Source organism: Pseudoalteromonas sp. NCIMB 1079 (genome assembly GCF_040567695.1).
In the GTDB taxonomy this organism is placed as follows: Bacteria; Pseudomonadota; Gammaproteobacteria; order Enterobacterales; family Alteromonadaceae; genus Pseudoalteromonas; species Pseudoalteromonas distincta.
On sequence record NZ_JBEWZA010000001.1, the window covers coordinates 821,309 to 836,578 of the forward strand.

Below are 15,270 nucleotides of genomic sequence, written 5' to 3' on the forward strand. Positions count from 1 at the left end.
ACCTCTTTCATTTAGTTATAACTCAGGTTTTTAGCGGTTTACTCGTTGTTTAGTATTTGTCATATAAATTAAAAATAAGTATAAAGGGTTGGTTTGTTGTGCGGGTAATTATTCCCGACTTATTACTGATGCGTTTTTGTTGTGTTATTGCTAATAATTTAAATGCTACGTTGTTAGCTATCAAACTTTGCTATAATCGGAAAAATTTCTTAGTAGGGTAAAATAATGAGTCAAGTAGATGTAATTGTAATAGGTGCGGGAGCAGCAGGATTAATGTGTGCAGCGCAAGCTGGATACCGTGGCCGAAGCGTTACAGTACTTGATATGGGCAAAAAACCAGGTCGTAAAATTTTAATAAGTGGTGGTGGGCGTTGTAATTTTACAAATGAAAACGCAACCCCTGATAACTACTTATGCGCAAATGCTCATTTTGTTAAATCATGTTTAAGTCGCTATACACAGCATGACTTTATTGAGCTGGTAGACAGACATGGCTTGGCGTATCACCATAAAACACTAGGTCAGCTTTTTTGCGATAACAATGCACAAGACATTGTTGATATTTTACTGACCGAATGTGAGTGGGCCGGGGTAAATATAAAACTACGCAGTGAAGTGATTAGCGTATCAAAAACCGAAACCGGCTATAGCGTTACCACAGAGCAAGAAACCTTAAGCTGTGAGTCGTTAGTTATAGCATCAGGTGGCTTAACTATGCCAAAACTAGGGGCTACACCAATAGGTTATAAAATTGCAGAGCAGTTTGGCTTAAGCGTGTTACCAACTATGGCTGCACTTGTGCCGTTTACTTTGCATCAGCATGATAAAGAGCGTTTTGAAGGGCTCTCGGGAATTAGCATTCTTTGTGAAGTTTCAAGCGAAGACGGCACCGTATTTAAAGAAAACATCCTCTTTACTCACCGAGGGTTATCGGGCCCAGCAATATTGCAAATAAGCTCATTTTGGCGAGCAGGGCAGGCTGTAACTATAAACCTATTACCTGAAATTGATTTAAGGCAGCAACTTGCTGATTGGCGAGAAACGCAAGCACAAAAGTCGTTAAAAAATAGTCTTGCGACTATTTTACCTAAACGCTTTATAGAAATACTGCACGAAAGCAAAGCGATACCAGATTGTAATATTAATCAGCTTACCCATGCTCAAATAAATGAGTTAGTAAATTATATTCATGCGTGGCAAATTAAACCCAATGGCACAGAAGGTTATAGAACAGCAGAAGTAACATTGGGCGGTGTAGATACTGACGAGTTGAGCTCAAAAACCTTTGAAGCTAAAAAAGCTAAAGGCCTATACTTTATAGGCGAAGTAACTGACGTAACAGGGTGGCTTGGAGGCTACAACTTCCAATATGCGTGGAGCTGTGGATTTGCTTGTGGGCAGCACGCTTAAGTTTAGGCTATAAACCCATTTAAGTAAGTTGATTGAGCGATAACGGTTGAATCGTTATCGCTAACACATACTTTATTGCGTCCATTATTTTTAGCCTTATATAGCGCTGTATCAGCCCGCTCCAGTAGTTTTAGCACTGTATCGTCTTTTTGTATCGTTGCTAATCCAATACTTATAGTAAATGCTACATTTGTAACTGTGTTTTCGGCAATATACTTTCTTAGGTCATCGGCTTTTTTAACGCTATCATTTAAAGAGGTGTTGGATAAAATAATAGTGAATTCTTCTCCACCCCATCGCGCAATAAGTGCGTCATTTCCCATACGGCTTTTTAATATTTTTGCAAATTCAGTTAGCACGTTATCACCAACCAAATGCCCGTAGGTATCGTTTATATTTTTGAAGTGGTCTATATCGCAAATAAGTAAGCAATGTGGGGTTTTAAAAACGTCATTTTTAGCAATTAACTGTGATAATTCAAAATCAAATTTTTGCCTGTTATAAAGCCCCGTTAACTTATCGGTTTCTGCTAAGTGTTGAATTTCTAAGTTACGGATAGATAATCGAGTGTATGCCGAAAACCGTGTTTTTTCGTAAAACCTAAAAATTAAAATATGAGCAAGGCTTACTTCTATAAGATTAAATAAAGAGCCTAAGCCAATTGTTACAGTTTGCTGTTGTTGTAAATACACAAGATACGCACAAATAGCAAAAGCGACTGCACTAAATAGGCTTCCCCAGTTTCTTCCAACTAAAAAAAAGCTAAAAGGCGGGATTAACGTCGCCCAAAATAAAGAATGCGCATGCCCACCTACAGAAACCACAAACATCATTATTAAGCTAACGACCATAAGGGTAACAGCCCACGCTGCTGCATTTACGTTGGCTGTTTTATTAAACCAAGTATAAATACCTAACGATATCGTAAGTCCTAAGGCATCAATTAAAGCAATGTCATAGCTTTTAAAATAAAAAAGATTGAGGAGTGTTAAAACTAAAAAGTAACATGTAGTTATTAGTAAAGAGTGGGCTATTAAGCGAGTACGCCAAAAATCCTTATGGTCTTTTGGGTATTGTGGAAACTCTTTGTACCAAAAACCTAGCATAATGAACGACTCTTTAACCTCTGAATTTAGTGATTATTACTTATATTAGGCTTTTATTATAGTTTTTTACTTTGATTAAAACGCTTATATACGGTGGTGTTTATAAAAGTTTAAAGATCATTACAGCATTTTTCAAAGGTATGAAGGACTAGGTAGTGACTGATTACTTAAATGTAATATGCCTCGCCTTGATTTAATTGACGCAGAGCTCGCCGTTATCGCTTACGTAGAGCTCTGAATAAATGCTATATCTATTCCTCTATAAATGCTTCGCCTTGTGTCATCCACTTTGCAGCTGGTTTGCCTTTTAAGTAATGATCAAAGTACTGCATCATACGTACTGAAAAATCGACCTGATTAGGAAACTTTTTCAAGTGGTGTGGTTCACCTTCGTATTGTAAAAAGGTTGCATCTTTACCAGCGCGGCGAAGTGCTAAGTAGTACTGCACGCCTTCGTGCCAAGGCACTGCATCGTCTTTATCGCCAAACATAATTAAAATAGGGGTATTTACTTTATCTGCAAAAAACACCGGTGAGTTTTCTATGTACAGTTCTGGTGCTTCAAATAAGTTTTTACCTATACGGCTTTGCCCTGTTTCGTATTGAAACTGACGAGCAAGACCTGATTTTAAACGTATGCCACTATAAGCACTGGTCATGTTTGATACTGGCGCGCCAGATACAACCGCTTTAAACATATCTGTTTGGGTTATCATAAACGCACTTTGATAGCCCGCCCAAGAGTGACCTTGTAAACCTATTTTATCAGGGTCGGCTATGCCTAAATCTATTAATTTTTGGGTGGCGTTTATCATGGTTTGCGTTGACGATTTACCCGGGTGACCTATTTCAAAACGAATATCAGGTAAAAATACCGCATAACCGTTTGAGGTAAACATAGGGAAATTAGGGCGATGGTTTAATTCCATTTTTGGAAAATCAAACATACGCTGGCTCATGTAACGGTAAAAATACACAACCACAGGCACTTTATCGCCTTTTTTATATCCCGCAGGTTTTATTAGTACGCCTTGTAAGTCTTCGCCATCAAAACCTTTATAGCTTATCAGCTCTGGCTTTTCGCCCCAGGCAAAATTACTAATTTGTGGGTTTAGCGTGGTCACTTGTTTTGGTGAACTAAAGCTAAAATCTGTTTGGTAGTAATCAGGAAATTGGCTATAAGTTTGCGAGGTAAATAAGTACTTGTCAGCCTTTTTGGCTTTTTTAACCATATCAAAGCGTTTATCATCGCTAAGCACCTTAGTTAGTGTGTTAGTGGTTAAGTCGAGCTTTGCAACTTCGCTTTGTTTAGTTTGTAAGTTAATAGCAGAGACAAGTAATGTATCGCCTTTTTTAAAGCCCACTCTGGTTTTATCAAGCTTAATAACACGGTACTGCGTATTGCTTTGCTTACCATTAGTTAGGCGTTTAGCTTGCTTAGTTTTTACATCAAACGCCCAAATATCGTATTTACTATAAGCAAGTACTTGGCTGCTATCGGTCATCCAACCAGCAAAACCATAACCAGGTTGAGCAGATGGGTAGTCGTGTTTATCATCAGCAAAGGTTGCCTGAATCACTTTTGTAAGCGGTGTTACTTTATTATTTTTTAAATCTTTTAACTGTATTTGGCTATCGCTAAAATAAGCTGCAAACTCACCATTAGGTGCAAGGCTCGGTTTAAACGGGTAGTTACTAATAATTGGAGTTTGTGTACCGGTGTTTATATTTACTGCAAAGTAATCAGCAAAAAAACCGCCGTACATTATTTTTTCTAGGTAGGGGATGTTAGATGAGCCAAGTAAAGACACATCTCGCTGAGGGTTTAGTGCAACCTCAGGCATGTTTGGTGTACTAAGTTGCGCAACTTTTTGCGAGTTAAAGTGATACACCGCACTGTAATGGCGATTTTTATTAACCTCGTTCCATTGTTGCTCTTCACGTGGTTTTATTTGCGCATCGTTGTTGTGCCATACATTAAGACCTTTGTGTTCACGAATGGTGTCAAAATCGTATAGTGAGGCTTCGTCGGTATATTCTTTGGCTTTTACTTTAGCTGCTAATTTTGGATGGTTTTCAAAATATAAGCGCTCGCCATTTTCTGACCATTCAAGGGATGCTGTTTTACCTAGGGTCCATGTTTTATCAGGTGAGGCTATTGTTGAAAGTTTATTGTTTTTATATAGCTGTAAAGTGTAGCTTCGACGGCGCGTGTCATCATTTACATAGTTACCTAATGTAAACACTGCAATATTGTCAGTGGGGTGCCACGCTATTTTATTTGAGATTACGCCCGGTTCATCAATTAATACGCTGCTATTAAAGTTACTTAGCTCAATCAGCGCTATTTGGTTGTTATTACCATCGCTGTAACTTTGGCTCACTAATAATTGGCTGTTAGCAGAGTTAATAGCGTAGCTAAATACATTTTCTATCGTATGGCTGCGTTTATCAGATAAATTGACGATAACAAGCGCATAGCTCTTATCTTTTTTATCGGGCGTGATAGCGCTATCGGTTTTATCTTCTACTTTTGCGTCATCGTCTTTTTTATTTAAACGATAAGCAAGCCACATACCGTCATCAGATAGCGTGTAATCTTTTACATCAGCAAAGCTTTGTTGGGCACCTGATTGTGTGTTTACGAGTACCAGATTGTTTTTAAGTGTGTCTTTTTTTTTGGTTGTTTCTTTTTCAAGTAAGGTAGGTACTTGTGTAAAAGCGACCCAGTTAGCGGCTTTATTAATATGAGGCTTAGTGCCGCGTTCTACTTCTGCGATGAGCGTATTACTTTGTAGTGAGTAAACTTGGCCAGTTGCATTTCCACGATACGGCGTTGCACTAAAAGTGAGTACTTGGCCATTGTCAGATAGTTGTGTGCTTTTAGCTGATTTAAAACTAAATACGTCTTTAAATTGCAGCGATTCTTTGGCGTGTATGCAGGTGCTAGTTAAGCTGGCAACGAGTGCCGTGCTTAATAAGGTGAGTTTTGTTTTCATTATTGATTCTCGTATTATGACATTGTTTCATTGTAACGAGTTTGGTTCATAATTCGAGCGGATCAGATAAATGGCAGCTACATACGACAAAACGACCCGCAGGTCGTTTTTTAGTATTCAATTTATTAATTTAGCAAACATTACAGCCAAATTTTTTGTAGCTCAAGCCATTGCTTTTCAAATTGAACACTTGGTTTAGCTTTAAAATCACTACGTACAAACTGATTCATTTTGCCTTCAACGTAGGCAAGCAAAAAGTTTGCAAGTGTAAGCTCATCACTTTGAAAGTTTTTACCCTCACGTAATTTGCGCTCACGAAGCACTTGTTTAAACTGAGTTTCTAGTTTTTCAAACAAGGTTTGTACACGCTCACGTAAACGTTCCTGCTCACCTTGCAGAGCATCGCCCGTTAAAATGCGAGTAATACCTGGGTTTTTTTCAGCAAAGGTTAGAAGTAATAATAGAATGTTATAAATGCGCGTTTGGCTTTCTTTTTCGTTTTCAATAATAATATTTATACGAGATAAAAGGGTATCTTCAATAAACTCAATTAAGCCCTCAAACATACGCGCTTTGCTCGGAAAATGACGGTATAGCGCGGCTTCAGACACACCCACCTCAGCAGCTAGTTTTGCTGTGGTGATGCGTTGGCCTAAATTAGTTTCTAACATTTGTGCGAGTGCTTGCAGTATTTGCTCTTTGCGATTACTTCTTTTTGTCGCAGGCATGAACATTCCTTTTTATTAGTTATTCTTAGTGGCGCAGTTAAGAACCCTAGTCATTTTTTGTTCAAATGAATGGCGTATGTTAATGTTTTATTCAGTTTGTTTCCAGCCTTTTTATAGATGTTTAGCCAGCTGTTCGATCACCTTGCGAGCTATTTCTATTTTACTTGTAGTTGGTAATTCTAGTTGTTCGTTATGCCAGTACAGTGTTAAAGCATTATGATCGGAATTAAACCCTAAGCCACTTTTTGATACGTCATTAGCGCAAATCATATCTAGATTTTTATTCTTTAGTTTACTTTTAGCATAGCTTTCTACATTTTGAGTTTCGGCGGCAAACCCCACAGTATAAGGACGGTTTTGTTTAAGGTTGGCAATAGCTGCAATTACGTCAGGGTTTTTAGTTAAAGTAAGAGTGAGTTCGTCGCCTTGCTTTTTCATTTTTTGAGTCGCAATGTTTGCAGCTCGATAATCTGCTACAGCAGCGCAGCCAATAAATGCATCTGATTGTGGTGCATAGGTAAGTGACTCAGTTAATAGCTCCTCAGCGCTTTCTATATTGATAAGGTTTACGCCAGTAGGGGCTTTTATAGTGACCGGACCCGAAATTAAATTAACCTTAGCACTGAGTTGCAAAGCGGCTTCTGCCAGTGCATAACCCATTTTTCCAGAGCTGTGATTTGATATAAAACGTACCGGATCGAGAGGCTCACGCGTTGGGCCTGCTGTTATTGTAATTGTTTTTCCTGCAAGTAATTGCGGTTGCTCTTCTGCTATACATAGCGCAACTAGCTCATGAGGCTCTAACATGCGTCCAGCGCCTATATCACCACACGCTTGCTCACCTTTACCCGGGCCCCAAATAAGTACGTTACGTGCTTTTAATGTGGCTAAATTAGCTTGTGTTGCTGCGTGTGCATACATTTGCTGGTTCATGGCTGGTGCAACTGCGACTTTTGCAGGCGTTGCTAGCAGTAACGTCGTTAGTAGGTCGTCAGCAATGCCGGCTGCCATTTTAGCAATAATATTACACGTCGCTGGAGCAACTAAAATTAAGTCAGCCCATTTTGCAAATTCAATATGCCCCATTGAAGCTTCAGCAGAAGGGTCTAGTAATGAGTCAGAGACTGTTTCTCCACTAACGGCTTGCATGGTCAGTGGTGTAATAAAGTGTTTAGCTGATTCAGTCATAACTACTTTTACTTCACAACCAGAGTCTTTTAATCGCCTAACGAGTTCTGCACATTTATAAGCTGCAATACCGCCGGTAATACCTAGTACAATTTTTTTGTTTGTTAAGTTAGTCATGGATGTTCATCAGTTTTTATTAAATATTGGGCTTAAAATAACAAATCTTTACCCATACAGCGAAGTTTTTTAATTCGAAATAACAGGCTAAATTTCAAATTTGCATTACATTTATAAGACACTTTCGCCTCTCAAGGATGAATAATGCAACTTACTTCACTACCAAACTCACTTCGACCTCGTGAAAAGCTCATAGCAAAGGGGGCTAAGGCGCTGACTGACGCAGAGCTTCTTGCCATATTTTTACGAACAGGGTTACCTGGAATGAATGTAATTGAGTTGGCTCAGCATTTATTAAACGAGAATAAAACACTTCATAATTTGTTTAATGCCAGCATTGAGGAGTTTTGCTCTCAAAAGGGGTTAGGGACCGCTAAGTATGTTCAGCTACAAGCTGTGTTAGAGCTAAGCCAACGTTATATGCAGGAGCGTTGCCAACGAGACGCCGTGTTTAATTCGCCAAACTCAGTTTACGATTACCTAACAATTCAAATGCGAGGCTTGCAACAAGAAGTATTTATGGTGTTATACCTAGATAGCCAAAATAGATTAGTAAAAGATGAAATACTTTTTTATGGCACAATTAATTCTGCCAGTGTTTATCCGCGTGAAGTGGTAAAGGCTGCCCTTAAAAATAATGCAGCCGCTGTTATTTTTGCGCATAATCACCCAAGTGGTATTGCAGAACCGAGCCAAGCAGACAAACTTATTACTAATAAATTGCAGCAAGCACTGCAATTGGTCGACATAAGTGTGCTTGATCACATCATTGTTGGTGGAGAAACGTGTGTTTCGTTTGCCGAGCGAGGCCTGATTTAGCTTTGTTAGATACAGAAGTGTGTTAAAAATGAGCTGTTTAACGTGTTTTGGCAAATTAGTTTAATTTAAATGCAGTTTTTACTTTCCCTAAGGGCATTCGATCTTTATAATTAGCCGCTATCAAATTTACATATATGAGCTGATTGGATAGATCAGTGTTTGATCTTTGCCTGTAAAAGCTGTATAAAGAGCGCCCTTCGATTTATCTCTAGGGCGGAAATACACGGCCTTAGATTAAATTAAGCTCGAGCGAAGTTATTGGAGATATATAGACATGTCTAAAGTATGTCAAGTTACAGGTAAGCGTCCTGCGGTTGGTAATCACCGTTCACACGCGAGAAACGCGACTAGACGTCGTTTCCTACCTAACCTACAAACACACCGTTTTTGGGTTGAAAGTGAAAAACGTTTTGTAACATTACGCACTACTACTAAAGGTATGCGTATTATCGATAAAAAAGGCATCGACACGGTTCTTACAGAAATCCGTGCTCGCGGCGTTAAAGTTTAAGGATCTGAATCATGCGCGATAAAATCCGTTTAGTTTCAACTGCCGGTACTGGTTTTTTCTACACTACTGACAAAAACAAACGTAACATGCCTGAGAAGATGGAAATCAAAAAGTTTGATCCAAAGATTCGTAAACATGTTCTTTTTAAAGAAGCTAAAATTAAGTAATTTTAGTTCTTTTAGAATTTAAAAACCCAGCTTAGGCTGGGTTTTTTGTTTTTAAAAATATGATTAGTGAATTGATATAAAAAAACCTCGTTGGCATAACCAACAAGGCTTTTAAATCAAAAAACGTTATACCAATAGCATTAAATTAGTGAGCTATTTAATGCGATAAAATAATCATGTTTTTAATAAAATTGGTATCATTATATTTTTGTGAATGCATCTTGTAGTGGTGGTACAACTTGCTTTTTACGGCTTAGTACACCATCTAACCATACTTTATCATTCTCTGGTTTTACACCGTAAGCCTGCTCAACTAAGTTTGCATCGTCAGATACAATTAGCATTTCTGAGCCTTCTTTCATTATATCGGTAAGCAGTAAAAATACAGAGTGGCGATTACCCTCAACTTTTAGCTTAGCAATATCGGCTGCAAGGTCTGCTTTAATATCGTCAAAAACAGCAAGGTCGATTACTTCTAGTTGGCCAATGCCTACTAGGTTACCGTTCATGTTGAAATCTTTAAAGTCACGCATTACTAAATCGCGTGCTGGTGTGTCTTCTACCGCAGATTTAACGCGGAACATATCCATACCCAATTCTTTAAAGTCTTCTACGCCTGCAATTTCAGCTAGCGCTTCAACACATTTAATATCGGCAGTGGTACATGTTGGTGATTTAAATATGACTGTGTCGCTTAAAATTGCACACATCATAATGCCCGCGATGTCTTTAGGGATTTCTACGCTGTAGAAGTCGTACATCATTTTAATAATGGTGTTTGAACAACCAACAGGACGAATCCAACATTCAAGCGGAGTAGATGATGTTAAGTCACCTAATTTGTGGTGATCTACCACGCCAACAACGCGAGCTTGGTCGATATCATCAGGTGCTTGTGTTTTTTCTGTGTGATCTACAATATACACATCTTCACCAGCGTAGCTTAACTTAAGCTCTGGTGCTTCAAAACCAAATCTATCAAGAATAAATTGAGTTTCAGGTGAAACTTCACCAAGACGAGTTGGAATTGCTGGCTCATCAATTTGGTTTTTTAAATAAGCCAGTGCAATTGCACCACAAATAGAATCTGAATCTGGGATTTTATGGCCCACTACATACATAGACATTGACGGAACTCCTTTAAATTTGTCGATATTCTAACAAAGTCTGCGGCCTTTAACATATAGACAGCGCAATTAAGTTTTAGTTACACTTTAAAATCTTGAATTTACTAGGTGTATTTATATGCGACTGGGCCGTAAAGGTTGGAACAACGTTATAATATTTTCGATGTTGATTATGATCTTCTTTTTAAATGGCTGGCATAAGCAATTTTTAGGAGGTGAGGATAAACCAGCGTTACAAGCTGTACTCCCCCAGCAAAGTTTTGTACTGACACTGCAATTTGTTGATCAAAAAATTGAGCGCATAGGAACAAGTTGGCGTACAACACCACTACAAAAAGATATATCGCTCGTGTGGAAAGCGTCTGAGCAGCAGCTTAGTGATTTAGTTAACCAATGGCAAAGCGCGGCGTTAATGGGGGTTAATGAGTCTGTTGTTTTTAATCCTAATGCGCCTTTATACGTTGCTACATTTGAGTTAGCTGGCGAGAGTTTACCTTGGGTTTATTTGCTTTATAAAGGCGATGGGCAATATTACTTACTCGAAAAGAGTAGCCAACGAATACTCGCACTCGATTTAAAAACTGCTCAGCAGTTATTCCCTAGTTTTGATTTTTCACAAAGTGAGTCTAATTAATGCCTGAATTACCAGAGGTAGAAGTGAGCCGAATGGGTATCACTCCCCACGTACAAAACCAAGTTGTTACAAAGGTAAATATTTACAATGCCAGTATGCGCTGGCCAGTGCCAGATGACGTGTATCAACTTGAAGGGCTAATTGTTACAAGTATTGAACGACGAGCTAAATATTTACTTTTACATTGTGAGCTTGGGAGCACTATTTTACATTTGGGTATGTCAGGTAATTTGCGTGTAGTAGATAAAAGTGAGCCGCTTAAAAAGCATGACCATGTAGAGTTTATTTTTGGCAACGGTAAAGCGCTGCGCTTAAACGATCCTCGTCGTTTTGGTTGTTGCTTATGGCAAGAGCCCGGTGAAGTGCATAAGCTACTCTCTAAGCTTGGTCCTGAGCCGCTTACCGATGATTTTTTTGCTAAACGCGTGTACGAACAATCGCGCAATAAAAAAGTACCGGTAAAGCAGTTTATTATGGATAACGCAGTGGTTGTTGGTGTTGGTAATATTTACGCGAATGAATCATTATTTAAAGCGGGTATACATCCAAAGCGAGAAGCCGGAAAAGTATCGCTCAAACGTTATCAAGCACTTATCCCTATTATAAAAGACACACTTGCAGCGGCTATTACACAAGGTGGTACAACGCTTAAAGACTTTGCACAAAGTGATGGTAAGCCTGGGTATTTTGCTCAAGAGTTATTAGTATATGGGCGCAAAGGCAAGCCATGTATGACGTGCGAAAACGAATTAGAAGAAATTAGATTAGGGCAACGCAGTACTATTTTTTGCTCAAATTGCCAAAAGTAGTTATTTGAATTTTACCGACTCTAAATTTAATGAGATTTAAGGGCCAGATTTAAAAGCGGGCCCTTCATTTTAAAGCTCAAACGGTGCTACACCGACTGCCTTCATTTTATATCCTACCTGCGCGATTTCGCCCGACCATGTTTCTGTGCTTATTATTCCGGTTACAACGATTGCGTCGTACAGACTATCTATAGGCACACCACCTTTAATCGTTACATGGACTATTTGATTTGGCGGTGGTGGTGGTACGTGTATACAGGCGCCAAAATAAGGCACGAGTAAAAACTCAGTAATGACTTCGCTATCGCCCTCAAGTGGCACAACAAAACCAGGCAAACTTACCGATTGACCATCAAGCGCTTTTACCACTGGAGCATCTAAATCGGGTTGCACCCAGTTTTGATCGCTGCCTTCGTGATTAGCTTGCGCTTGAGTGTCTATTTGCATATGACCTTTGGGAATTAAGTCTTCCCAAAAAATTTCTTTTGGTGGATTGGCATAGCTCGCTACGCTTATAAATAATAAGCTAATAGCAGCAATGTATTGAAAAGCTGTTTTAAAAAATGTCATAAAATACCTAAAAATTATGCTTTTATACTCATGCCATCGCTGAGTGAATAAAAATAAGCGCGAGTAGCGGGTATTAAGCCAATAATAAAACCTGCGGCCATAATAACCCCGATTAAGCCCAGTTCATAGTAAGAGAGCATTGTGATATTTACGCTTATACCGGCATGGCTTTGTAAGTAACCGCTGGCTGAAAAAATAACTAAGTAATAAAGCGCACTACCCACTAGGCAACCAAGTAAAGTTGTCAGTAATGATTCAATACTTATAAGTGTAAATAAATGCCAAGGGCGAGCGCCTACTGAGCGCAATATAGCAAGTTCGCGACGTCGCTGGCTCAGGTTTGCAAGCAATGTCGTTAACATACCAAGTAAGCTAACTAACACGACAACAGCTGAGAATAGTAATAGTATTTTTTCTACTATGGCGAGCATTTCCCATAACTCTTTAAGTGTTACGGTTGGCATAATGCCAAGCAGGGCTTCTGGCTTATATTGATTTATATTGCGCCTAATTTGTAATGTGTACAAAGGCGAATTAAATCCCATTAAAAATGCTGTAATTTGCTTTGGGTGACCGACTAGGTTGTTATGTTCGTCATGCTCATGCTCATGCTCATGCTCATGCTCAAGGCTCGCTTTACCGCCGTGAATTAAATCGATTGCAGCCAAAGGAATATGCAGCGTTTTATCAACTGGCGTGCCTGTTGGGTTTAAAATGCCGACGATTTTAAATGGGTTATCGTCATGATGATGAAAACTCGTGTTCCCCATGCCGTGCGATATAACAATAGAGTCGTTAAGTTTATAACCTAATTTATTAGCGACTTCACTACCTAGCACTACTTCGTTAATCGCGGTAAAAGGGTGGCCTTTGTTAAAGGTTAGGTTTTGTTTTTTTGCAAAGCGATAATGGCTAAAGTAATCAAGTGTTGTGCCTAGTACCGCTTGGCCTTTATGGCTGTCGCCTAGGCTTATAGGTATGCTCCATTTTACGCCTCGCTGACTTGTTATGTATTGATAACTTTTCCAACTTACGCCGTTATTAGTATGGCCAATTCTAAATACTGACGAAAGCAGCAACTGTATATCGCCGGTACGCGCACCAACAATTAAATCAGTGCCCGAAATAGTATTACTAAAACTACTTTTAGCATCAATTCGTACACGTTCAATACTCAAAAGTAGCATTACACTAATTGCGATAGTAAATAATGTAAGCAGTACACTTGCGCGGCGATTTAATAAGCTTTTGTAAGCAAGTTTAGCGATGATCATACCTGCTCCTGCAAATTTATAAGGTCAATGGAGCGGTTAAATAAAGGCTTTAGTGTTTCATCGTGGCTCACAAATACCAACGTACTATTAGATAACTTTGCTTGTTCAAACAGTAGCTTTATAAAGCTCTCACGGTTATTTGTATCGAGTGCAGATGTGGGCTCATCGGCAATTATTAGTTCAGGGCTGCCTATAAATGCGCGAGCGGCAGCAACGCGCTGTTGCTGTCCAATACTCAGTGTCGCTACATCTTTATGGTGATACTGGGCAGTAAGGCCTAAAGCATTTAATAACCGTATCGCTTCTTTTTGTAAGGCAGAGTTTTTATTTGATGATTTCTTTAATATTTTTTGTTTTCGGCTTTTTGAAAACTCACACCCAAGCGTTATATTTTCAATAGGAGTTAAATAAGGAAGCAGGTTAAAGTTTTGAAAAATGTAGCCAATGTGATCCGCTCTAAAAACATCACGGGTGGTATTACTTAATGTAGTTAGGTTTTGGTTTAAAATTGATACCTCACCGCTAGTGGCTGTATTAATGCCAGCAAGAATCGCTAATAAGGTCGATTTACCTGAGCCACTAGGACCGTGTAAAAAAATATGCTCACCTTTTTCTATAACTAACTCTTTTATGTTGAGCGTGGGTGAGCTATCGCTTTTATGCCACTTAAAAGTTACGTTTTTCAGGTTTATCATTATCCGATTACCAACCCCAGTAGTTTAGATCTTTACGCATTTTTAGCTGTCTTATTATATTTAATGGCTTGGGTTTTAGTTTTTCGTTACTTTGTAAAAATTCATTAGCTGCATTTAATACGCGTTGGCTAGATTGGCCATCGGTATACGGATGAAGTTCCTGGCAATAGCTTTCAATATTTTGCATTAAATCACTAGGTTTAGTAAGCGCGTGTTCAATAGCTGCTTCTACTTCATCTGCGTCGGTAATATCAAGTAAATGAGGAAGTGGTTTTTGATTACAAAACGTGACTACCGGTTTACGTAGTAGTAAAAACATTAAAAGAACTGACGATGTATCGCACAGCATAACATCAGCAGCTTTCAGTAACGGCAAAACGTTATCGGTTTCAATAAATGTTAGATTTTCGTTACTCAGCGCTTTGTATTTATTAACCCATTCGGTAGGCATTTTAGGGTGAAATTGCATCAAGATACGCCATTTACCTTGTTCACTAAAATATTTTATTTGCTCATATAGTTTAGGAGCAAGTGACAGCTTTCGTGAAAAAGTAGAGCATATAAGTAAAGTAGGGCGAGGGTCGTCGCTTACATAAGGATTATTTGAAGTATTACTAAAAAGTGGATCGAGTGTTGGCCAGCCGGTTTCAACTACTTTAAAGAAACCATGCTGCTTAGCCAGCTCTTTAAATCGGGTTGTTGTATTTGGCCCTTGCGTGCAATATAAATCGTAACAACCACGAATAGTAAAATGACCACGATTACCTTCAGAGCTGCGCTTTTCAGAATTAAAACCATGAAATACAGCTACTTTTTTACCTGGAATAAAGCTAGGTACTATATTACCCGGTATAAATGTAATGTTTGGAGCCCAGCTTTTTACATCTTTTATGGTATGTAAACGTGGCTCGTCTGTGGTTAAAAAATCAGGGTTTACTTCGCTACCCGCTAAAAACCAGCGTACTTCACCACCATGTGCCAATATTTGCGCCTGCAAAGGTCTCAAGATAGCGTATGAATAATTCTGAGAAATATACATTAAGTATTTTTTATTTTTAGTGGCAGTTAAGTAGTTCAAGCTATCTCCTCAGGCTGGTTAGCACATTAAGTTTACCC

Annotated in this window: 15 protein-coding genes; 6 read left to right on the top strand and 9 right to left on the bottom strand. The window is 38.8% G+C overall.

Annotation, left to right across the window (positions count from 1 at the left end):
- Positions 1-225 precede the first annotated feature (225 nt).
- Positions 226-1,410 (top strand): BaiN/RdsA family NAD(P)/FAD-dependent oxidoreductase, encoded by a 1,185-nt coding sequence (locus tag ABX891_RS03825; protein ID WP_354628947.1) that lies wholly within the window; start codon positions 226-228, stop codon positions 1,408-1,410.
- Between the two features lie 2 nt (positions 1,411-1,412).
- Here the strand turns inward: ABX891_RS03825 and ABX891_RS03830 are convergent, their stop codons facing one another.
- From ABX891_RS03830 to coaBC, 4 genes are all read right to left on the bottom strand, one after another.
- Positions 1,413-2,516: a GGDEF domain-containing protein gene (locus tag ABX891_RS03830; protein WP_354628948.1), complete on the bottom strand. Its 1,104-nt coding sequence runs from the start codon at positions 2,514-2,516 to the stop codon at positions 1,413-1,415.
- Between the two features lie 251 nt (positions 2,517-2,767).
- Complete coding sequence (locus tag ABX891_RS03835) at positions 2,768-5,515, bottom strand: S9 family peptidase (RefSeq protein ID WP_354628949.1); 2,748 nt, start codon at positions 5,513-5,515, stop codon at positions 2,768-2,770.
- 140 nt (positions 5,516-5,655) lie between these two features.
- Entirely contained in the window at positions 5,656-6,243 is a 588-nt protein-coding gene (gene slmA / locus ABX891_RS03840) for a nucleoid occlusion factor SlmA (RefSeq protein ID WP_004335558.1), read from the bottom strand.
- 111 nt (positions 6,244-6,354) lie between these two features.
- Positions 6,355-7,548: a bifunctional phosphopantothenoylcysteine decarboxylase/phosphopantothenate--cysteine ligase CoaBC gene (gene coaBC, locus ABX891_RS03845; protein WP_354628950.1), complete on the bottom strand. Its 1,194-nt coding sequence runs from the start codon at positions 7,546-7,548 to the stop codon at positions 6,355-6,357.
- Between the two features lie 144 nt (positions 7,549-7,692).
- On the opposite strand from coaBC, the gene radC reads away from it, so the two are divergent.
- From radC to rpmG, 3 genes are all read left to right on the top strand, one after another.
- A complete protein-coding gene (gene radC, locus ABX891_RS03850; protein ID WP_007581936.1) occupies positions 7,693-8,367 on the top strand; it encodes a RadC family protein in 675 nt (224 codons plus the stop codon).
- Between the two features lie 274 nt (positions 8,368-8,641).
- Positions 8,642-8,878, top strand: a complete 237-nt coding sequence (gene rpmB / locus ABX891_RS03855; protein WP_004335549.1) for a 50S ribosomal protein L28 — start codon at positions 8,642-8,644, stop codon at positions 8,876-8,878.
- A gap of 11 nt (positions 8,879-8,889) precedes the next feature.
- Entirely contained in the window at positions 8,890-9,045 is a 156-nt protein-coding gene (gene rpmG, locus ABX891_RS03860) for a 50S ribosomal protein L33 (RefSeq protein ID WP_004335545.1), read from the top strand.
- A gap of 200 nt (positions 9,046-9,245) precedes the next feature.
- On the opposite strand, the gene ABX891_RS03865 is transcribed toward rpmG, so the two are convergent.
- Positions 9,246-10,172 (bottom strand): manganese-dependent inorganic pyrophosphatase, encoded by a 927-nt coding sequence (locus tag ABX891_RS03865; RefSeq protein ID WP_354628951.1) that lies wholly within the window; start codon positions 10,170-10,172, stop codon positions 9,246-9,248.
- Positions 10,173-10,290: 118 nt separating this feature from the next.
- Between ABX891_RS03865 and ABX891_RS03870 the strand changes: the two genes are divergently transcribed.
- On the top strand, positions 10,291-10,806 hold the full coding sequence (locus ABX891_RS03870; protein ID WP_354628952.1) for a hypothetical protein: 516 nt from the start codon (positions 10,291-10,293) through the stop codon (positions 10,804-10,806).
- Positions 10,806-11,615: a bifunctional DNA-formamidopyrimidine glycosylase/DNA-(apurinic or apyrimidinic site) lyase gene (gene mutM / locus ABX891_RS03875; RefSeq protein ID WP_004335526.1), complete on the top strand. Its 810-nt coding sequence runs from the start codon at positions 10,806-10,808 to the stop codon at positions 11,613-11,615. Before ABX891_RS03870 ends, mutM begins: the two co-directional genes overlap by 1 nt.
- Before the next feature lie 69 nt (positions 11,616-11,684).
- On the opposite strand, the gene ABX891_RS03880 is transcribed toward mutM, so the two are convergent.
- From ABX891_RS03880 to ABX891_RS03895, 4 genes are read right to left on the bottom strand one after another with little or no spacing between them, the layout of a single operon-like run.
- Positions 11,685-12,185, bottom strand: a complete 501-nt coding sequence (locus ABX891_RS03880; RefSeq protein WP_004335523.1) for a DUF3299 domain-containing protein — start codon at positions 12,183-12,185, stop codon at positions 11,685-11,687.
- A gap of 14 nt (positions 12,186-12,199) precedes the next feature.
- Entirely contained in the window at positions 12,200-13,459 is a 1,260-nt protein-coding gene (locus tag ABX891_RS03885; protein ID WP_354628953.1) for an ABC transporter permease, read from the bottom strand.
- Positions 13,456-14,154 (bottom strand): ABC transporter ATP-binding protein, encoded by a 699-nt coding sequence (locus ABX891_RS03890; RefSeq protein ID WP_354628954.1) that lies wholly within the window; start codon positions 14,152-14,154, stop codon positions 13,456-13,458. The genes ABX891_RS03885 and ABX891_RS03890 overlap by 4 nt, the downstream gene beginning before the upstream one ends.
- 7 nt (positions 14,155-14,161) lie before the next feature.
- Complete coding sequence (locus ABX891_RS03895; protein WP_354628955.1) at positions 14,162-15,232, bottom strand: CDP-glycerol glycerophosphotransferase family protein; 1,071 nt, start codon at positions 15,230-15,232, stop codon at positions 14,162-14,164.
- Positions 15,233-15,270: the final 38 nt, after the last annotated feature.

Bases quoted from the DNA above. Each gene is read 5' to 3' on its own strand.
- ABX891_RS03825 (WP_354628947.1), top strand. From the start codon at position 226: ATGAGTCAAGTAGATGTAATTGTAATAGGTGCGGGAGCAGCAGGATTA.
- ABX891_RS03830 (WP_354628948.1), bottom strand. From the start codon at position 2,516: ATGCTAGGTTTTTGGTACAAAGAGTTTCCACAATACCCAAAAGACCAT.
- ABX891_RS03835 (WP_354628949.1), bottom strand. From the start codon at position 5,515: ATGAAAACAAAACTCACCTTATTAAGCACGGCACTCGTTGCCAGCTTA.
- slmA (WP_004335558.1), bottom strand. From the start codon at position 6,243: ATGCCTGCGACAAAAAGAAGTAATCGCAAAGAGCAAATACTGCAAGCA.
- coaBC (WP_354628950.1), bottom strand. From the start codon at position 7,548: ATGACTAACTTAACAAACAAAAAAATTGTACTAGGTATTACCGGCGGT.
- radC (WP_007581936.1), top strand. From the start codon at position 7,693: ATGCAACTTACTTCACTACCAAACTCACTTCGACCTCGTGAAAAGCTC.
- rpmB (WP_004335549.1), top strand. From the start codon at position 8,642: ATGTCTAAAGTATGTCAAGTTACAGGTAAGCGTCCTGCGGTTGGTAAT.
- rpmG (WP_004335545.1), top strand. From the start codon at position 8,890: ATGCGCGATAAAATCCGTTTAGTTTCAACTGCCGGTACTGGTTTTTTC.
- ABX891_RS03865 (WP_354628951.1), bottom strand. From the start codon at position 10,172: ATGTCTATGTATGTAGTGGGCCATAAAATCCCAGATTCAGATTCTATT.
- ABX891_RS03870 (WP_354628952.1), top strand. From the start codon at position 10,291: ATGCGACTGGGCCGTAAAGGTTGGAACAACGTTATAATATTTTCGATG.
- mutM (WP_004335526.1), top strand. From the start codon at position 10,806: ATGCCTGAATTACCAGAGGTAGAAGTGAGCCGAATGGGTATCACTCCC.
- ABX891_RS03880 (WP_004335523.1), bottom strand. From the start codon at position 12,185: ATGACATTTTTTAAAACAGCTTTTCAATACATTGCTGCTATTAGCTTA.
- ABX891_RS03885 (WP_354628953.1), bottom strand. From the start codon at position 13,459: ATGATCATCGCTAAACTTGCTTACAAAAGCTTATTAAATCGCCGCGCA.
- ABX891_RS03890 (WP_354628954.1), bottom strand. From the start codon at position 14,154: ATGATAAACCTGAAAAACGTAACTTTTAAGTGGCATAAAAGCGATAGC.